We start from the raw sequence: 15,032 nt of genomic DNA, 5'->3' as shown, positions 1-15,032 counted from the left end.
GACAACTCTTTCGAAGTTGTCCTTTAGATGTGGGAGCTACTGGGTTCGAACCAGTGACCCCCTGCTTGTAAGGCAGGTGCTCTGAACCAGCTGAGCTAAGCTCCCATAATATTTGAATTCTTTGTTTTAAACTTAATAAAAGCAACTTCTTTGCTTTTCATTTTCTCACAAATTGTGAGATTATAAAAAAAGCCTCATCATTAGAAGAGGCTTTATACTTTTTGAAGTATGTGGGAGCTACTGGGTTCGAACCAGTGACCCCCTGCTTGTAAGGCAGGTGCTCTGAACCAGCTGAGCTAAGCTCCCAATAAGTCTTGAATTCGTTCGTTTCATGGGTTGTCGAAGCAACTTCTTTGCTATCGCTTTTCCTATTTCCGAATTGCGAGTGCAAAGCTAAATGGTTTTTCCATAAATGCAAAACGATTATAAAAAAAATTAAATATTTTTCTTTAAGGGTTCTAAAAAATGTAAATACTCGTAGAAATACGCAAAAAAATTTTTGATTTGTAGTCTCAAATAATTGAATTGAAAGTACTCAGAATAATCGGGAAAGTAGTGCTCATCATTGCACTCGTTTTGCTGCTGCTGGTTGGAATCGTAGCCGGGGTTGTGGCTTTTTATAAGAAAGAAATTATAGCTCTTACTATTAAAGAGTTAAATACTTATTTAACTGCAAAAGTTGATGTAGATCCTGATGTCGATGTGTCAATTTTTCAAAAATTTCCTCAGATCACGCTTGAATTTAAAAAGGTTAAAATAGCAGAAAGTATAGAAGGGAGCGACCTGAAACTTGTTGAAGCTGGCGAAATCTTTCTTGCTTTCGATCCTTGGGATTTGCTCCAAAAGAGGTATGTGATCAGCCAACTTTATATTGAAGATGGTAAAATTGCCATACGCACAGATGCTCAGGGGAGGGCCAATTATGAAATATTTAAAAGTGATACAACTTCTGCTTCAGAGGAAGTCGGATTTAATCTGAAAAAGATAAAGCTCAATAATGTTGAGCTATCTTTTGTAAATGAAATTAAAAACCAAGGCTATTATTTGCTGGCAAAAGATTTAGCAGCAAAAATAAAGCTTGAACAAAAGAAATATAACATTGGGTTGGATGGCAAATTAGTATCCCATAAAATACGTGCAGCAGGACATGATTATTTCAAAGAAAAAAATTTAGAGATCCTCAGCGAATTAATTCTGGACAATGAAAGAGATCAATTTATTGTCCTGCCTTCTAATCTTAAAGTAGAAAAATCAGAATTTGACCTCTCCGGATCTTTTTCCTATAAAGACAAAAAATACATTGACTTTGAGTTCAAAGGTAAAAAAGGCCAGATACAGACTCTTGTAAGTCTCATGCCCAAAAAAATTGCTGAGAACTTTTCTTCCTATGCCAGTTCAGGAAATATCTTTTTTAAATCAACAGTAAAAGGTGAAATCAGCGAAACTATAAGTCCATTGATAGTAGTGGAATTTGGAATAAGTAACGCTTCTATTTTCCACCCAGATTATAAAGGCCGTTTGGAAAAGGTAAATCTTGTCGGTTATTTTTCTAATGGTAATAAACATCATGCAAAGACTTCTTTTCTGAAGCTTTCAGACATCAGTTTTTCTTTGAATAATAAGCCAGTAAAAGGAGACTTTCTTCTTGAAAATTTTGAAAATCCTTTTATTCGATTCAAAGCTGAAGGCTCCTTATCTCTGGAATCTATATTTTCTTTTTATCCTGTAGAAAAAATCAAAGAGGCTACAGGTAATCTCGATTTTGATATCAATTTCACAGGAAGTTCAGAAGAGTTAAGAAAAAATCCTGATCAGTTTAATGCTGGCGGACAAGTCATTGCCAGTAAGATTAATGTGCTGGTTGATAATCTTCCATACAGATTTTCGAATATCAGCGGTGATTTTCTTTTCAATAACAATGATATTGCTGTGAATGACTTTAAAGGAAATATAGGTAGAAGTGATTTTACAGTTAATGGCCTATTTAAAAATGTCCTGGCAAGGTTGTTTAATAAAAAAAGAAAACTCTTTGTCGATGCTGACTTTGTTTCTAATTATCTGGATGTTGAAGAGCTCCTGAGTGCAGGAGGAAAGGGAGCTAAGAAATCCTCGGATGATTCCCAAGATGAAGGAGAAGAAAAGGAGGAAAAGATTTTTCCTTTCTTTAAAAAATATGAAGTACATCTCAACTGTGAAATTGAGAAATTTAGTTATAAGAAATTCCATGCGAAAAAGGTCAAAGGTGTTTATACTATGAAAGACCCTTGGATCTCTCTGGAAAGAGCTTCATGCAGATTGGCCGGGGGAAAGCTTGTAGTTAATGGAAATCTTAATTTTGCAAGTCCTTCAAATATTGAACTTACTTCAGAAACCGTACTTGACGGAATTCAGGTAGATAGTATCTTTTACATGTGTGATAATTTCGATCAGAAATTTATTGTGGATAAAAATTTGAAAGGTGAAATCACAGGTAATGTTGATTTGTTCATGAGTATGAACGAGAAGTTTTCAATAGATGATAAAAGTGTTGTAGCGAAGGTAGAGGTAAAAATTCTGAATGGGGAACTCAATAATTTTGAGCCAATGCAAAGTCTTTCCAGATTTATTGAAGAAAAGGAGCTGGAGCATGTGAGGTTCTCTGAATTGAAAAATACTATCTATATAGAAAACAGGGTTATCACAATTCCAGAAATGACTATAGTAACAAACGTTTCCACTATTTCAGTTTCGGGTACACATACATTTGATCATGTTATGGACTATAGATTAACCGTGCCTTTGAAAAATTTCAAAAGAAAGCATAAAGACAAAGATGAAGCTTTTGGTGCGATCGAGGATGACAAGAGAGGACAGTCTGTTGTATTTCTCACTGTTAAAGGGACAACTGATAATTACAAAATTGCCTACGATACCAAGCGCACTAAAAACAAGATCAAAGAAGATATAAAGAAAGAAAAAAGGGAATTGTTGGATATATTCAAACCAAAAAGGAGAGAGAATATATCCGAGGATACCCAGGAACCTATAGAGGAAAATCAGCCTAAAGATGATGGCCCAAAGTTTTTTGATTTTGGTGATTAATGCAGACTCAATGAAATGGAGGATTTATTCAGGCGTTATTTTGGTAAATTAAGTATTACATATCGGTAATTAAAGTTCTTCTCCTTCATGAGAGTATTTCGGATGAGATTCTTTTAGCCGCTTTAACAAAAAAGTCCTTCGCAATTCGTGAAGGACTTTTTTTTTATTAATATTCAATGTCGTTTAATTTTCTGTTTCCCGGATAAAAATCAAAACTATAAGATTCCGGAAGGTCTTCTTCCCTGTAAACATTAACATATTTTACTATGTCCTTGTCTTTGAACTTAGCTCCAGATCTTTTAAAAATATCCGCAAGTAATATCAGATTTGAATTCTTTTTAACACGTATGTAATTATTGTCATTGGACACAAGTTTGGCTTGCTCCGTAAGCTTGTTCTCAAGATTTTTTGGAGTAAAAGCTTCATTTAAAATTGGTGCTGAACCAATCATTCCAGAGGAAATCACAAAAACCAATCTAATGTCATTATATTGGCTGAAGATTTTTTTCTTCTCGAGTTCAGCTAACGACAACTTCTCGCCTGCTACAATAAATTTGGCAGTAAAGAAATCGTCAATATCCTGAGGTGATTCAATTGGATAATTGTCCGTGATTTCTTTAATGACAAGGATATTGTATGCATTGATATAAAAGGCCTTTTTTTCGGTTGTGTCAGAAGAAGAAAGGTCTGCCTTAGCTATAAGATTAGCAAGCTCAGTCAAGGGTTTCTCATTCTGACTGAGCTTTTGATAATTTACTTTTCCTTTCTCTACATATTTTGAAAAGAATTTATCGCTTTTGCTGAAAAAAACAGACAGCTTTTCGGCCTGCAAGCCTTGAAAAGTAAAGAACATTAATATAAGTAAAGCCCTTATCTTCATCGGTGATAAATCCTTTTAATAGGTTCCGATATTTTTGGATACCTTTTATAAGAAGTAGTTAAATAGGTTAGGATCTTTGTTTAATTCTATATAACTGATGTTCTTCTTATTCATCCTCTCAATTAATTGAGTATAATCTTCTCTGTGCTTCAACTCAATGCCAACAAATGCTGGACCTTCTTCCTTAATATTCTTCTTGGTATATTCAAATCTTGTGATGTCGTCATTTGGGCCAAGCACTTCATCCAAAAATTCTCTTAAAGCTCCCGCGCGTTGGGGAAATGTTACTATGAAATAGTGTTTCAGACCTTCATAAAGCAGCGATCTTTCTTTGATCTCGCCCATCCTGGCTATGTCATTATTGCTGCCACTTACAATACAAACAACATTCTTTCCCTTTATTTGTTCACGATAATAATCAAGTGCAGATATACTCAGAGCTCCTGCCGGCTCCGCTACTATAGCCTCTTCGTTATATAACTTGATTATAAATGAGCATACCTTCCCTTCAGGAACAACTACTATATCATCCAGCAGTTTTTTACAGATGTTAAAGTTAAGTTCTCCAACTCTTTTTACAGCTGCTCCATCTACAAACTTGTCTATCTGCTGAAGTGTAACCACATGACCTTGTTTGATTGATTCAGACATAGATGGTGCGCCAAGAGGCTCAGCTCCAATGATCTTTGTATCAGGGCTCTTAGCTTTAATATAGGATGAAACCCCTGCCGACAGCCCGCCACCACCTATTGGAACAAAGACATAATCAATCTTTGCATCAATATCTTCCATTATCTCCATTGCGACAGTGCCCTGTCCTTCAATTACCTTGCGGTCTTCAAATGGATGAATGAATACCATTCCATGGTCTTTGCAATATTTCATTGATTCAAAATAGGCATCATCAAATGTGTCTCCTGTAAGGATAACTTCCACAAACTCTCTTCCGAATAGCTTTACCTGACTTACCTTTTGCTTTGGAGTAGTTGTTGGCATGAATATTTTGCCCTGTATCTTTAAGAGGTTGCAGGAATATGCAACTCCCTGGGCATGGTTTCCGGCACTCGCACAAACAACACCACTTTTAAGTTGATCAGGGGTCAGGCTGCTGATTAAGTTGTAAGCTCCTCTTAATTTATAAGATCTTACAATTTGTAAATCTTCTCTCTTTAAATAAATGTTAGCTTGATACTCTTCCGAAAGATTGTTGTTTCGGGTTAGGGATGTGTGTGTTACCATTCCCTTCAGCCTTTTATAGGCGCTTTCTATCTCTTTAAGTTCGATCAGATCACTCATTGTAGTAGGTATTAGAAAAGTAAAATTATGGTTTTTCTGGTATTTATTCAGAAAAAAGGTGCGTTTATGCCCAGCTTCTACAAATTTTCATCACTTTAAATGAATTATCTGAGCTTTTGTTGAAAAAGTCCACAATTGTGTGCGCTTTCATTCGCTTCCCCAATTGTGATATAAAAATACCAATTTATTGTAGATTTGAGTTTAAATAAGTTTTCTCAAAAATGAAGATTGTTGAAGTTGCTGATAGTCAAACCAGGAAAGAGTTCCTGATGTTCCCAGTCAGATTGTATAAAGAAGATAAGAATTGGATCCGCCCGTTGGACAAAGACATTGAGGGGATTTTTGATCCGGAGGTAAATAAATTTTTTCGTCATGGAGAAGCTATTCGCTGGCTTCTAAAGGATGATAGTAATAATACAATTGGAAGAGTTGCTGCATTTGTTAATAACAAGACGGCCAAAACTACCGATTATGTTACAGGTGGCATGGGCTTCTTTGAATGTATAAACAATAAAGAGGCGGCTTTCAAGTTGTTTGATACCTGCAAAAAGTGGCTTGAGGAGAGAGGGATGGAAGCCATGGATGGTCCTATAAATTTTGGAGAAAGACTGAACTGGTGGGGATTATTGGTGGATGGTTTTGTAGAACCTAATTATGGAATGCCGTACCATTTTCCATACTATAAGAATCTCTTTGAAGCTTACGGCTGGAGGACTTATTTTGAACAATATACCTATCATCGTTCTGTAGATTCCCCACTTCCTGAACTCTATGCTGAAAAAGCTGACAGGATAAATAGAGATCCTAAATACAGATTTGAGCGAATTAAAAAGAAGCAGCTGGAAAAATATGCTGAGGACTTTAGAATTATCTATAATAAAGCATGGGTAAAGCATACAGGGGTCAGAGAAACTTCTAAGGCTTTGGCTTTGGCTCAGATGAATAAAATGAAACCTGTAATGGATGAAGATCTTGTCTGGTTTGCCTACTATGATAATGAACCTGTAGCTTTCTTCATTATGATTCCTGAGGTTAATCAGATTTTCAAGCATGTCAATGGCAAAATGGATCTGCTGGGAAAGTTGAAATTTCTATACTACAAATACACAGGAGCTTGCAAGAAAATGTTCGGTGTGGTGTTCGGTGTAGTTCCGGAGTTCCAGGGAAGGGGGCTTGAGGGTGCAATTGTAATGGCGGCGGCGAAAGTCATTCAGCCTTCAGGAAGATATACTGATTTTGAAATGAACTGGATTGGAAGTTTCAATCCTAAGATGATGAAGATATGTGAATCTGTTGGAAGTAAAATATTAAAGACTCATATTACATACAGATTTATTTTTGACCCTACCAAGGAATTCAGGCCCGCACCTATTATCGAATAGATAATTTGCTAATTGTAATTGATTGGTCGATATTTGGTTACCAGTAATTAAACCTTTTAAAAATCTTAACTTAAAGAAATGAGTCTATTAGTTGTAGGTTCGGTTGCATTTGATGCTATCGAGACACCATTTGGTAAAACTGATAAAATCGTAGGTGGAGCAGCTACCTATATCTCAATTGCTTCATCATATTTTACTAAAAAAGTAAATCTTATCGCCGTTGTCGGCGGTGATTTTCCTAAGTCTGATATCAAAATGCTTCAGAATCATGGAATCAACACTCAGGGTTTACAAATCAAAGAGAGTGAAAAAACTTTCTTCTGGTCAGGTAAATATCATAATGATATGAACTCCAGAGATACTTTGGTAACTGAGCTGAATGTGTTAGGCGACTTCGATCCTATTGTTCCGGAATCCTACCAGGATTGTGAATACCTGATGCTTGGTAACCTTTCTCCAAAAGTTCAAAGTACTTTAATTAAACGTTTGAAGAAGCGTCCAAAGCTTATTGTAATGGATACAATGAACTTCTGGATGGATATCGCACTAGATGACTTGAAGGAAACACTTAGTCTTGTAGACGTACTTTCAATCAATGATGAAGAGGCAAGACAGCTTTCAAAGGAGTATTCTCTTGTAAAAGCAGCTAAAAAAATTATGGCTATGGGGCCAAAAGTCCTTGTTATTAAAAAAGGAGAACATGGGGCTTTACTTTTTAACAAAGAGCAAGTTTTCTTTGCACCTGCATTACCACTTGAAGAGGTGTTTGATCCAACTGGTGCAGGAGATACGTTTGCAGGTGGATTTATCGGTTACATCGCAAGTACTGATGATATCTCTTTCGATAATATGAAAAGAGCAATTATATATGGTTCGGGCCTTGCATCTTTCTGTGTAGAAAAATTTGGTGTAGAAAGAATTGTAAATCTTTCTGACAGAGAACTGGAGGAAAGAATTCAGGACTTTGTAGAACTTGTGCAGTTTGAAATCCCTTTTGAGTCATAGAATTATTTCAATTAAATGTTATTTAGTAAATCTTTTTATAGAACAGTATTCCCATTGTCTCTGGGAATACTGATTTTTCTATTTTCTTGTAAAACAATCAAAACAACAGCACCAACTGAATCTTATGAGAAGGTGGTAATCCCACCGGAGGTCTCCGAACTTGTTTTGCCTGTCGAATTAAAAGTTAAAGATCTGGAAGCAAAAGTTAATAAGGAGATTAACGGGCTTGTATTCGAGGATAAAGATTATGCAGAGGACAATCTTCTTGTTAAAGTTTGGAAGTATGAGAATATTAAAATTGAAGTCGAAGGCCCTTATATTTTATATACGGTTCCTGTAAAGGTGTGGCTGAAGGCGGGATATGGTTTTAATAAATTTGGGATAACGTTTAATGAATCCGGAGAAACAGATTTCGCAATAAAACTAAAATTTAAAACTCTTTTTGCTTTAGATCCATTTTGGAACTTTGCACCAAAAACTAGTGCCGTAGAACACCAGTGGATAAAAGAACCTGATCTGAAATTTGTTGGCCTTGACATTCCACTTACTTTTATTGCAGATAAAATTGTAAAAGGACAGCTGAATAAACTTGCCGAATTGATTGATGACCTGGCAAGGAAAAATTTGGATGTACGAAAATATGTACTCAATGCATGGGAAGAATTACATAAACCGGTTGCTGTTTCGGCAGATCCGGAAGTTTGGGTGAGAATAGCTCCACGAGATCTTTTTCTGACTCCTGTTGAAGGCCGTGGTGGAATTATTCGCACCGCAATCGGAATGAAAGCTGCAGTTGAAACTTTTTTGGGTCCTAGGCCACCATTCCAGCTGTCAAGCCTGCCGAATAAAAGGGAAGAAAAAAATTATGATGGAAAATTTAAACTCCTTATCAATGCCGAAGTACCTTTTGATAAAGCAACGGAACTGGCACGCAAGAGATTGGTCGGTCAGGTATATGAATTCAACGATGGAAAGAAAAAGATTAAAATAGAGAATGTGGATCTGTATGGAAGTGAAATGAGGTTAGTTGTGAAGGTAGATATTTCCGGAAGTCTTAAAGGAACGATTTATCTCTCAGGATTGCCGAGTCTTGATATTGCCAATAAAGTTATCTCTGTAAAGTCTCTTGATTTTGATATAGATACCAGAAATAAATTGTTGAAATCTGCTAATTGGCTTTCACATCAGCTTTTCGTAAAAAAAATTCAGCCGTACTTTTCATACAGCTTTGAAAAAGATCTAATTGAAAGTAAAAAGGAAATTCAAAAGTTTTTAACTCATAATAAGGTTCATCCTGATTTGGAAATTAATGGCGAGATTCTGGATGTTCTACCTAAAGATGTCTATTTAACGGAGCAATCTTTAAAAGCCGTTATGCTATTCACCGGCGTCATTAATGCAGATATCCAGGGGTTAGACTTTTAGCAGGATTATAAACGTTATAAAAGAAAAATTCCTTCCGGTTTTCTGAAAGGAATTTTCTTTTATATGGTTATTTTATCAAATTGTATTGAGTTAAAACTCATGCTTCAGCCATTTTTTAAAGTTGTTTTTCTCCTGCTCTGTTGCTTCCTCATTCTTAGCAATTTTGTATTGCTTGAAATAAGTTTTTGTTCCGGTTGCTTGCAAGGTTACCTGTTTGATTTTTCCAAAACGTTGAATAACTAGTTCAGAAGTTTTTTTACCTTTTAATAAATCATTAAGATTCCCGCTCACATTGGTCCCGTCAATGGCAATGATCTCATCTTCTCTTGCCAAAACTTTATCACCGGGAGAATCAGGTTCTAAAAGTTCTACAAATGTTCTTCCTTCTTTTGTGCTTGTCCTGAAGCCGAATAATTTTTCAGATTCATGTTTTGCATCCTGAATCTGGAGCTGGCATCCAGCATAGCTCAATGATTTTTTAAGTGTATCTGTTATTGGTTTTGTGCCAAATATGAAATCATTGAAAAAAAACTTCAGCTTTTTATCTGAAATATTTTCTACAATCTTCTGAAAGTCTTCGGTTGTATATCCTACAGATTTCTTGCCGTGCTGTTTCCACATTAGTTTCATCACATCGTCCAGACTCTTTTTGTTATTAGTTTCCTTTCTTATAATAAGGTCTAAAAGCAATGCAATCATCGCTCCTTTTACATAAATAGAAACTTTCCTATTAGGAATCCCCGAAACATATCCGTCAACCCACAAATCAAAGGAGGAATCTGTAACCGACATATTGGCATCTCCAAAGTTTTCGAAATGTCTTTTAAATAAAAGATTAACTTCTTGAAAGTACTGCTGGACGTTGTATGCTTTTGATCGGACAAGAAAATAATCGCCATAATATGTAGTAATGCCTTCTGCAATGAAGCCGGAATTGAAATAATTTTCTCTTGTGAAATCATATGGAAGCATTTCCACTGGCCTTATTTTAATAATGTTCCAGCTATGGTATAGTTCATGAGAACTGATACTAAGGAAATCATTATAGAAAGATTCGGAATTAAATTGTTCTCCCGGGCCCAGGCAAATAATAGTGGAATTTCTATGTTCTACTCCATGGTGATATTTATAAGGAAGTATTTGATATAGGAAATGATAGTCCTTTTCTGGGAAATCGCCCATACTATTGAGCTGCTCTTCCGAAAATTTCTTAAAATCTGAAAGCACCAATTGCCAGTCAGGCTGGCATTCCCCTTGAATCCAAATATGAAAATGGGTTGAGTCAATTGTGTATTGCTTGTGTTTCAGATTGGCGCTCGCAATCATTGGACAGTCAACGAGTTCAAAATAATCTTTCGCAAAAAGCTGGAAGCCTTTCTTTTTAAGGCCACATCCTATTTGATAGTTGGATGGCAGATTTAAGTTTACTACACAAGCAGAGTTTATTTTTTCTGGTGAATAAGGCAGGCAACAGATAAAGTTTAGGTAAAGTTGATCTTCATCTAACCAACATCCTCCAGCATCCATCTGAGCAGAATAATATTGGAATGAGAAAATAATATTTGATTCGCCATTAGTTGTTATTTTCCAGGTATTTCGGGTCGTTTTTCTTACTTCAAGGGCTGTTTTCTGGTTTTTCGAATATGCTTTTACTTGATGGAAGTTTTTTGCGTAATTCTGTAGCTCGTATCGGCCCGGCCTCCATGCGGGGATTTGTAAATCAATAGTTTCTGATTTAACTCCTTCCAAATGAAGCTCTACTGTAATAAAGTGTTTGTGTGGTTCAGTATAAGAAATGAAATATTCCATCAACAGATTATAGTATTATTTTAAGTTGCTAAATTAACGTTTAAGGACGGTTGTAGGTCCAATATTTTTCGTTTTAATTTAAAAAAGTAAGATACTTCAAATAATTTCGTGAGGTGATTTGGTAATGACAAATTCAATCTGTATTTTTGCAGGCCAATTTTAATTGTAATTCAAAATGAAAAGAACGTTTCAGCCTTCAGTAAGAAAAAGAAGAAACAAACACGGTTTCATGGAAAGAAACTCTACTGCAAACGGAAGAAGAGTGCTTGCTAGCAGAAGAGCGAGAGGCAGAAAGAAATTGACTGTTTCTGACGAGAAAAGACATAAAGGTTAATAAATATTGACCTTTATGTTTTACTACCTTCATTTCATTTTATGAATGAGGAGCATAATGGTCGTATATTGAAGGCAACATTGCCTTCAGAGGAAAGGCTTAAAAGTATTAAGTTTATAGAAGAACTTTTTAAAAAAGGTTCTTCTTATTTTTTACATCCTTTTAAAATTGTCTATCTCGTAGATAGTAAGGATAATTGTGTTCCCCCTAAAATTCTGGTTAGTGTCCCCAAAAAAAGTTTTAAAAGGGCTGTAGACAGAAATCTCTTAAAAAGAAGAATAAAAGAAGCTTATAGAAAGAACAAATCGGGAATCTTTTCTACTCCGGATATTGTTATGCCATCACATCTTGCGATAATTTATATCGGAAAAGATAAATTAGACTTTGATACGATAGAAAAAAAACTAATTTTAATACTCAATCGTTTAAAGTCTACTTGAACTCCACCATTTTATTTAGTCTTAGCTAAAATCATGAAGAAAAACGTAAAGAAAATTGCTTTTTTTATTGTTCTCATTGCTTCCGTAACGCTTGTAGCTTTTAATCGCCCGGACGATAAATATTTCGAAATAGCAAAGAACATAGACATTTTTGCCTCTCTTTTTAAAGAAGTAAATGCATATTATGTCGACGAGGTTAATCCTAATCAGGTGATGAAAAAGGGAATCGATGCAATGCTTGAATCATTGGATCCATATACCAATTACATTCCTGAAGATGAAATAGAGGATTTCAGAACAATGACAACTGGCCAATATGGTGGAATTGGCGCAGTGATTGGTAAGAGGAATGAAAGACCAATTATACTAATGCCTTATGAAGGTTTCCCCGCACACAAGGCTGGTCTAATGGTTGGAGATGAAATTGTTTCTGTTGATGGAATTGAAGTAACCAGTAAAGCCACATCCGATATTAGTAAATTATTAAAGGGGCAGTCTAATACACAGGTTAAAGTTGTAGTAAAAAGACTTGGTACTCCTGATAAATTTGAAGTTGTTCTTACCAGAGAAAAAATTAAGATCGACAATGTGCCATATTATGGCATGGTTAATAATAACACAGGGTATATAAAGCTATCTGACTTCACTAGCAATGCTTCTAAAGAGGTTAAAAAAGCCCTTGTTGAGTTAAAGGAAAAAGGAGCTAAGAATATTATTCTTGATCTAAGAGACAATCCAGGTGGGCTTTTAAGTGAAGCAATTAATATTAGTAACCTGTTTATTGCTAAAGATAAAGAGATCGTAAGAACCAAAGGCAAGATTTCGGAGTGGAATAAAATTTATAATGCGTTAAATGCCCCTGTTGATACTGAAATGCCATTAGTTGTATTAACATCGAGTAGAAGTGCATCAGCTTCTGAAATTGTATCTGGAGTTATCCAAGATTATGACAGAGGCGTTTTGATTGGTGAAAGAACTTATGGAAAAGGCTTGGTTCAAGCTACTAGGCCGCTTACTTACAATAGTCAGTTGAAAATTACAACAGCTAAATATTATACTCCAAGCGGAAGATGTATTCAGGCTATAGATTATAGTCATAGAAATGAAGATGGAAGCGTTGGTAAAATTCCTGATTCACTGAGAGTGGCTTTTAAAACTAAAAATGGAAGAACAGTATATGATGGCGGCGGAATAAGCCCTGATATTGAGGTGGAAGACAGAACAATTGCTCCGATTACTTCCAGTCTCATAAGTAAAGGGCTTCTATTTGATTATGCAGGTGCCTATGTGCTTGATCACAAGAAGATTAAAGGGGCGAAAGAATATGAGATGACAGATGCAGAATATCAGGATTTCATAAAGTGGTTGGCTAATAAAGAATATGACTACTCAACTAAAGTTGAAAATACACTTGAGGATCTTGTGAATTTTTCTAAAAAGGAGAAATATTACGATGCAATTAAACCTCAGGTTGAGTCCTTGAAAGCTCAGATTTCACATAATAAAGAAAAGGATTTGATGACTTTTAAGGATGAAATCAAAGAGTATCTTGAAGAGGAAATTGTGTCAAGATTCTATCTTCAGAAAGGTGTAGTAGAGGCATCATTTGATGATGATGAGGATGTGACTGCAGCTATTAAGATTTTCAATAATCCTGCGGAGTTTAATAAACTTTTGCAAGGCAAATAATTAAATTAGAATTATATTGTATGTGTATAATATGACCGGGCTTTTGTCCGGTCATTTTTTTAAAATCTGAGATAGGAGTATATGAAAGTAGCTTTGGTTGTCCTGTTTAGATTTTCCTTTTCATCATTTCGGTTTATAATCATCCATCACAATTAGTTATATTTGTTATCTCTTTCCTCATATTATTCTGGGGTATGAAGTTATAATTATATAGCATCTTCAATAATGGCATTAATATTAAGTCTGGAAACATCGACTAAAGTTTGTTCTGTGGCAATTCATAAGGATGGAAACCTTTTGTCGGTATATGAATTCCGCGTAGAAAGATCTCATTCAAAGTTGATTACTCAGTCCATTTCCTTTTTGATGGAAGGGCTGGATCTTAAAATGACAGACCTTGATGCCATTGCAGTTTCAAAAGGACCCGGTTCGTACACAGGTCTTAGAATAGGTGTTTCTACAGCTAAGGGACTTTGCTATGCTTTGGACAAACCATTAATAGCTGTTGATACTCTTGCCGCAATAGCTAGGAAGGTCAATAAATTCAATTTTAAGAATTCTTTGGTGTGTCCAATGATTGATGCACGAAGACTTGAGGTTTATTGTGCATTATATAATAAGGAGAATGAAATTATTTCTCCTGTTTCTGCTGTTATACTAAACGAATCCTCATTTAACGGATTCTTTAGCTCAAGTGAAATAATCTTTCTTGGAGATGGTGCAGGGAAGTTTGCTCCTTTGGTAGCTGGGAATAGTAAAGCGATTTTTCTGCAGAATGAAAATCCATCTGCTGAATATGTAGGAATTATTGCAGAAGAAAAATACTTAGATAACCAGTTTGAAGATGTGGCATATTTCGAACCTTTTTATTTGAAGGACTTTATTTCTACTGGTTCAACTCAAAATTAATTTATGGAGAATAATGGAAATGAAATTGTGAATCGCGTCGCAAACAGTGATTTGGTTTTACTCAACCTTGAGGATTATTATAATAAAGGTGAAAGGGTTGTGTATGATATTAAGGATAATCTGTTTCAAGGGTTAATTCTGAGAGAAAAAGAGTTTCGAGCTTTTGTAAAGGAGAATGATTGGTCCTTTTATAATGGGAAAAATGTCGCTATTATTTGTAGCGAAGATGCAATTGTGCCCTCATGGGCATATATGCTTTTGATTTCAAAGATTGAGCCTTATGCCAATCAAGTAGTTATAGGAGATTTGGGAAGTCTAGAACAGGCTTTGTTCCAAGAAGCTCTTCGCAGTATTGACCCAGCTGCTTATAAAGATGCAAAAGTGATTATCAAAGGATGTAGTAAATTTCCCGTTCCTTTATTTGCATATGGTGAACTTACAAGAATGCTTCGGCCTTTTGTGCAAAGTTTGATGTATGGAGAACCTTGTAGTACGGTTCCGATTTATAAGGTGGCAAAAAAATGATTTATTAACTAGCTAGATGGTTGGTGGGCTGATAATCATTTTGTTGAAAAGTATGATACGAAATTGTTGTATTTTTGTTAACTTTTTTCTTGTGGATATTTGGAAATTAGATGTTGACCCTATACCTTTGCACTCCCTTCTGAAAGGAAGTGGGAAAGTGAGCAAGAGCGGTAGGCTTTTGGGAAATCTACTGAAGAAATTGTAACTCGAAGTAAGATAAATGGTTTTAGAAATTGTAAAATAAATTTTTAAAATTT

General features: G+C 35.4%; 12 protein-coding genes and 2 tRNA genes. 9 read left to right on the top strand and 5 right to left on the bottom strand.

The genetic code is table 11. From position 1 onward, the window contains the following. Positions 1-30: 30 nt before the first annotated feature. Both J7604_RS24850 and J7604_RS24845 read right to left on the bottom strand, forming a co-directional pair. Positions 31-105: transfer RNA gene (locus J7604_RS24850), tRNA-Val, on the bottom strand. A gap of 126 nt (positions 106-231) precedes the next feature. Continuing rightward, positions 232-306: transfer RNA gene (locus J7604_RS24845), tRNA-Val, on the bottom strand. Between the two features lie 219 nt (positions 307-525). Here J7604_RS24845 and J7604_RS24840 point away from each other — a divergent pair. Beyond that, the gene (locus J7604_RS24840; RefSeq protein WP_293902530.1) at positions 526-3,081 is read left to right on the top strand and encodes an AsmA-like C-terminal region-containing protein; all 2,556 of its coding nucleotides are present in this window, start codon (positions 526-528) and stop codon (positions 3,079-3,081) included. Between the two features lie 166 nt (positions 3,082-3,247). Here J7604_RS24840 and J7604_RS24835 read toward each other — a convergent pair whose 3' ends face one another. Both J7604_RS24835 and ilvA read right to left on the bottom strand, forming a co-directional pair. Beyond that, positions 3,248-3,961, bottom strand: a complete 714-nt coding sequence (locus J7604_RS24835; protein ID WP_293902527.1) for a DUF547 domain-containing protein — start codon at positions 3,959-3,961, stop codon at positions 3,248-3,250. A 45-nt stretch (positions 3,962-4,006) separates the two neighbouring features. Further along, the gene (ilvA, locus tag J7604_RS24830; RefSeq protein ID WP_293902524.1) at positions 4,007-5,257 is read right to left on the bottom strand and encodes a threonine ammonia-lyase IlvA; all 1,251 of its coding nucleotides are present in this window, start codon (positions 5,255-5,257) and stop codon (positions 4,007-4,009) included. 221 nt (positions 5,258-5,478) lie between these two features. Here ilvA and J7604_RS24825 point away from each other — a divergent pair, with 221 nt between their 5' ends. The 3 genes from J7604_RS24825 to J7604_RS24815 all read left to right on the top strand — a co-directional run bounded on the left by J7604_RS24825 (position 5,479) and on the right by J7604_RS24815 (position 9,069). Further along, positions 5,479-6,639 carry a hypothetical protein gene (locus J7604_RS24825; RefSeq protein ID WP_293902521.1) on the top strand — a complete coding sequence of 387 codons (1,161 nt, stop codon included), beginning with the start codon at positions 5,479-5,481 and terminating at the stop codon, positions 6,637-6,639. 78 nt (positions 6,640-6,717) lie between these two features. Then, positions 6,718-7,644 (top strand): PfkB family carbohydrate kinase, encoded by a 927-nt coding sequence (locus tag J7604_RS24820; protein ID WP_293902518.1) that lies wholly within the window; start codon positions 6,718-6,720, stop codon positions 7,642-7,644. A 15-nt stretch (positions 7,645-7,659) separates the two neighbouring features. After that, complete coding sequence (locus J7604_RS24815; protein ID WP_293902515.1) at positions 7,660-9,069, top strand: DUF4403 family protein; 1,410 nt, start codon at positions 7,660-7,662, stop codon at positions 9,067-9,069. A 90-nt stretch (positions 9,070-9,159) separates the two neighbouring features. Here J7604_RS24815 and J7604_RS24810 read toward each other — a convergent pair whose 3' ends face one another. Continuing rightward, the gene (locus J7604_RS24810) at positions 9,160-10,878 is read right to left on the bottom strand and encodes a M61 family peptidase (RefSeq protein ID WP_293902512.1); all 1,719 of its coding nucleotides are present in this window, start codon (positions 10,876-10,878) and stop codon (positions 9,160-9,162) included. A gap of 175 nt (positions 10,879-11,053) precedes the next feature. Between J7604_RS24810 and rpmH the strand changes: the two genes are divergently transcribed. From rpmH to J7604_RS24785, 5 genes are all read left to right on the top strand, one after another. Next, positions 11,054-11,212, top strand: coding sequence for a 50S ribosomal protein L34 (rpmH, locus tag J7604_RS24805; protein WP_028978652.1), 159 nt, complete (start codon positions 11,054-11,056; stop codon positions 11,210-11,212). 41 nt (positions 11,213-11,253) lie between these two features. Next, positions 11,254-11,652, top strand: a complete 399-nt coding sequence (gene rnpA / locus J7604_RS24800; RefSeq protein ID WP_293902507.1) for a ribonuclease P protein component — start codon at positions 11,254-11,256, stop codon at positions 11,650-11,652. 33 nt (positions 11,653-11,685) lie between these two features. Next, positions 11,686-13,341 (top strand): S41 family peptidase, encoded by a 1,656-nt coding sequence (locus J7604_RS24795; RefSeq protein ID WP_293902504.1) that lies wholly within the window; start codon positions 11,686-11,688, stop codon positions 13,339-13,341. A 225-nt stretch (positions 13,342-13,566) separates the two neighbouring features. Beyond that, positions 13,567-14,250, top strand: coding sequence for a tRNA (adenosine(37)-N6)-threonylcarbamoyltransferase complex dimerization subunit type 1 TsaB (tsaB, locus tag J7604_RS24790; protein WP_293902501.1), 684 nt, complete (start codon positions 13,567-13,569; stop codon positions 14,248-14,250). A gap of 3 nt (positions 14,251-14,253) precedes the next feature. Then, positions 14,254-14,775: a DUF2480 family protein gene (locus J7604_RS24785; RefSeq protein ID WP_293902498.1), complete on the top strand. Its 522-nt coding sequence runs from the start codon at positions 14,254-14,256 to the stop codon at positions 14,773-14,775. The last annotated feature ends 257 nt before the right edge of the window (positions 14,776-15,032 follow it).

The organism is Sporocytophaga sp., from assembly GCF_017745095.1.
GTDB lineage: Bacteria > Bacteroidota > Bacteroidia > Cytophagales > Cytophagaceae > Sporocytophaga.
This window is presented reverse-complemented; position numbering and strand designations above follow the sequence as displayed.

Excerpts from the sequence above, each read along its gene's own strand:
- J7604_RS24835 (WP_293902527.1), bottom strand. The coding sequence starts at position 3,961 with ATGAAGATAAGGGCTTTACTTATATTAATGTTCTTTACTTTTCAAGGC.
- ilvA (WP_293902524.1), bottom strand. The coding sequence starts at position 5,257 with ATGAGTGATCTGATCGAACTTAAAGAGATAGAAAGCGCCTATAAAAGG.
- J7604_RS24825 (WP_293902521.1), top strand. The coding sequence starts at position 5,479 with ATGAAGATTGTTGAAGTTGCTGATAGTCAAACCAGGAAAGAGTTCCTG.
- J7604_RS24820 (WP_293902518.1), top strand. The coding sequence starts at position 6,718 with ATGAGTCTATTAGTTGTAGGTTCGGTTGCATTTGATGCTATCGAGACA.
- J7604_RS24815 (WP_293902515.1), top strand. The coding sequence starts at position 7,660 with ATGTTATTTAGTAAATCTTTTTATAGAACAGTATTCCCATTGTCTCTG.
- J7604_RS24810 (WP_293902512.1), bottom strand. The coding sequence starts at position 10,878 with ATGGAATATTTCATTTCTTATACTGAACCACACAAACACTTTATTACA.
- rpmH (WP_028978652.1), top strand. The coding sequence starts at position 11,054 with ATGAAAAGAACGTTTCAGCCTTCAGTAAGAAAAAGAAGAAACAAACAC.
- rnpA (WP_293902507.1), top strand. The coding sequence starts at position 11,254 with ATGAATGAGGAGCATAATGGTCGTATATTGAAGGCAACATTGCCTTCA.
- J7604_RS24795 (WP_293902504.1), top strand. The coding sequence starts at position 11,686 with ATGAAGAAAAACGTAAAGAAAATTGCTTTTTTTATTGTTCTCATTGCT.
- tsaB (WP_293902501.1), top strand. The coding sequence starts at position 13,567 with ATGGCATTAATATTAAGTCTGGAAACATCGACTAAAGTTTGTTCTGTG.
- J7604_RS24785 (WP_293902498.1), top strand. The coding sequence starts at position 14,254 with ATGGAGAATAATGGAAATGAAATTGTGAATCGCGTCGCAAACAGTGAT.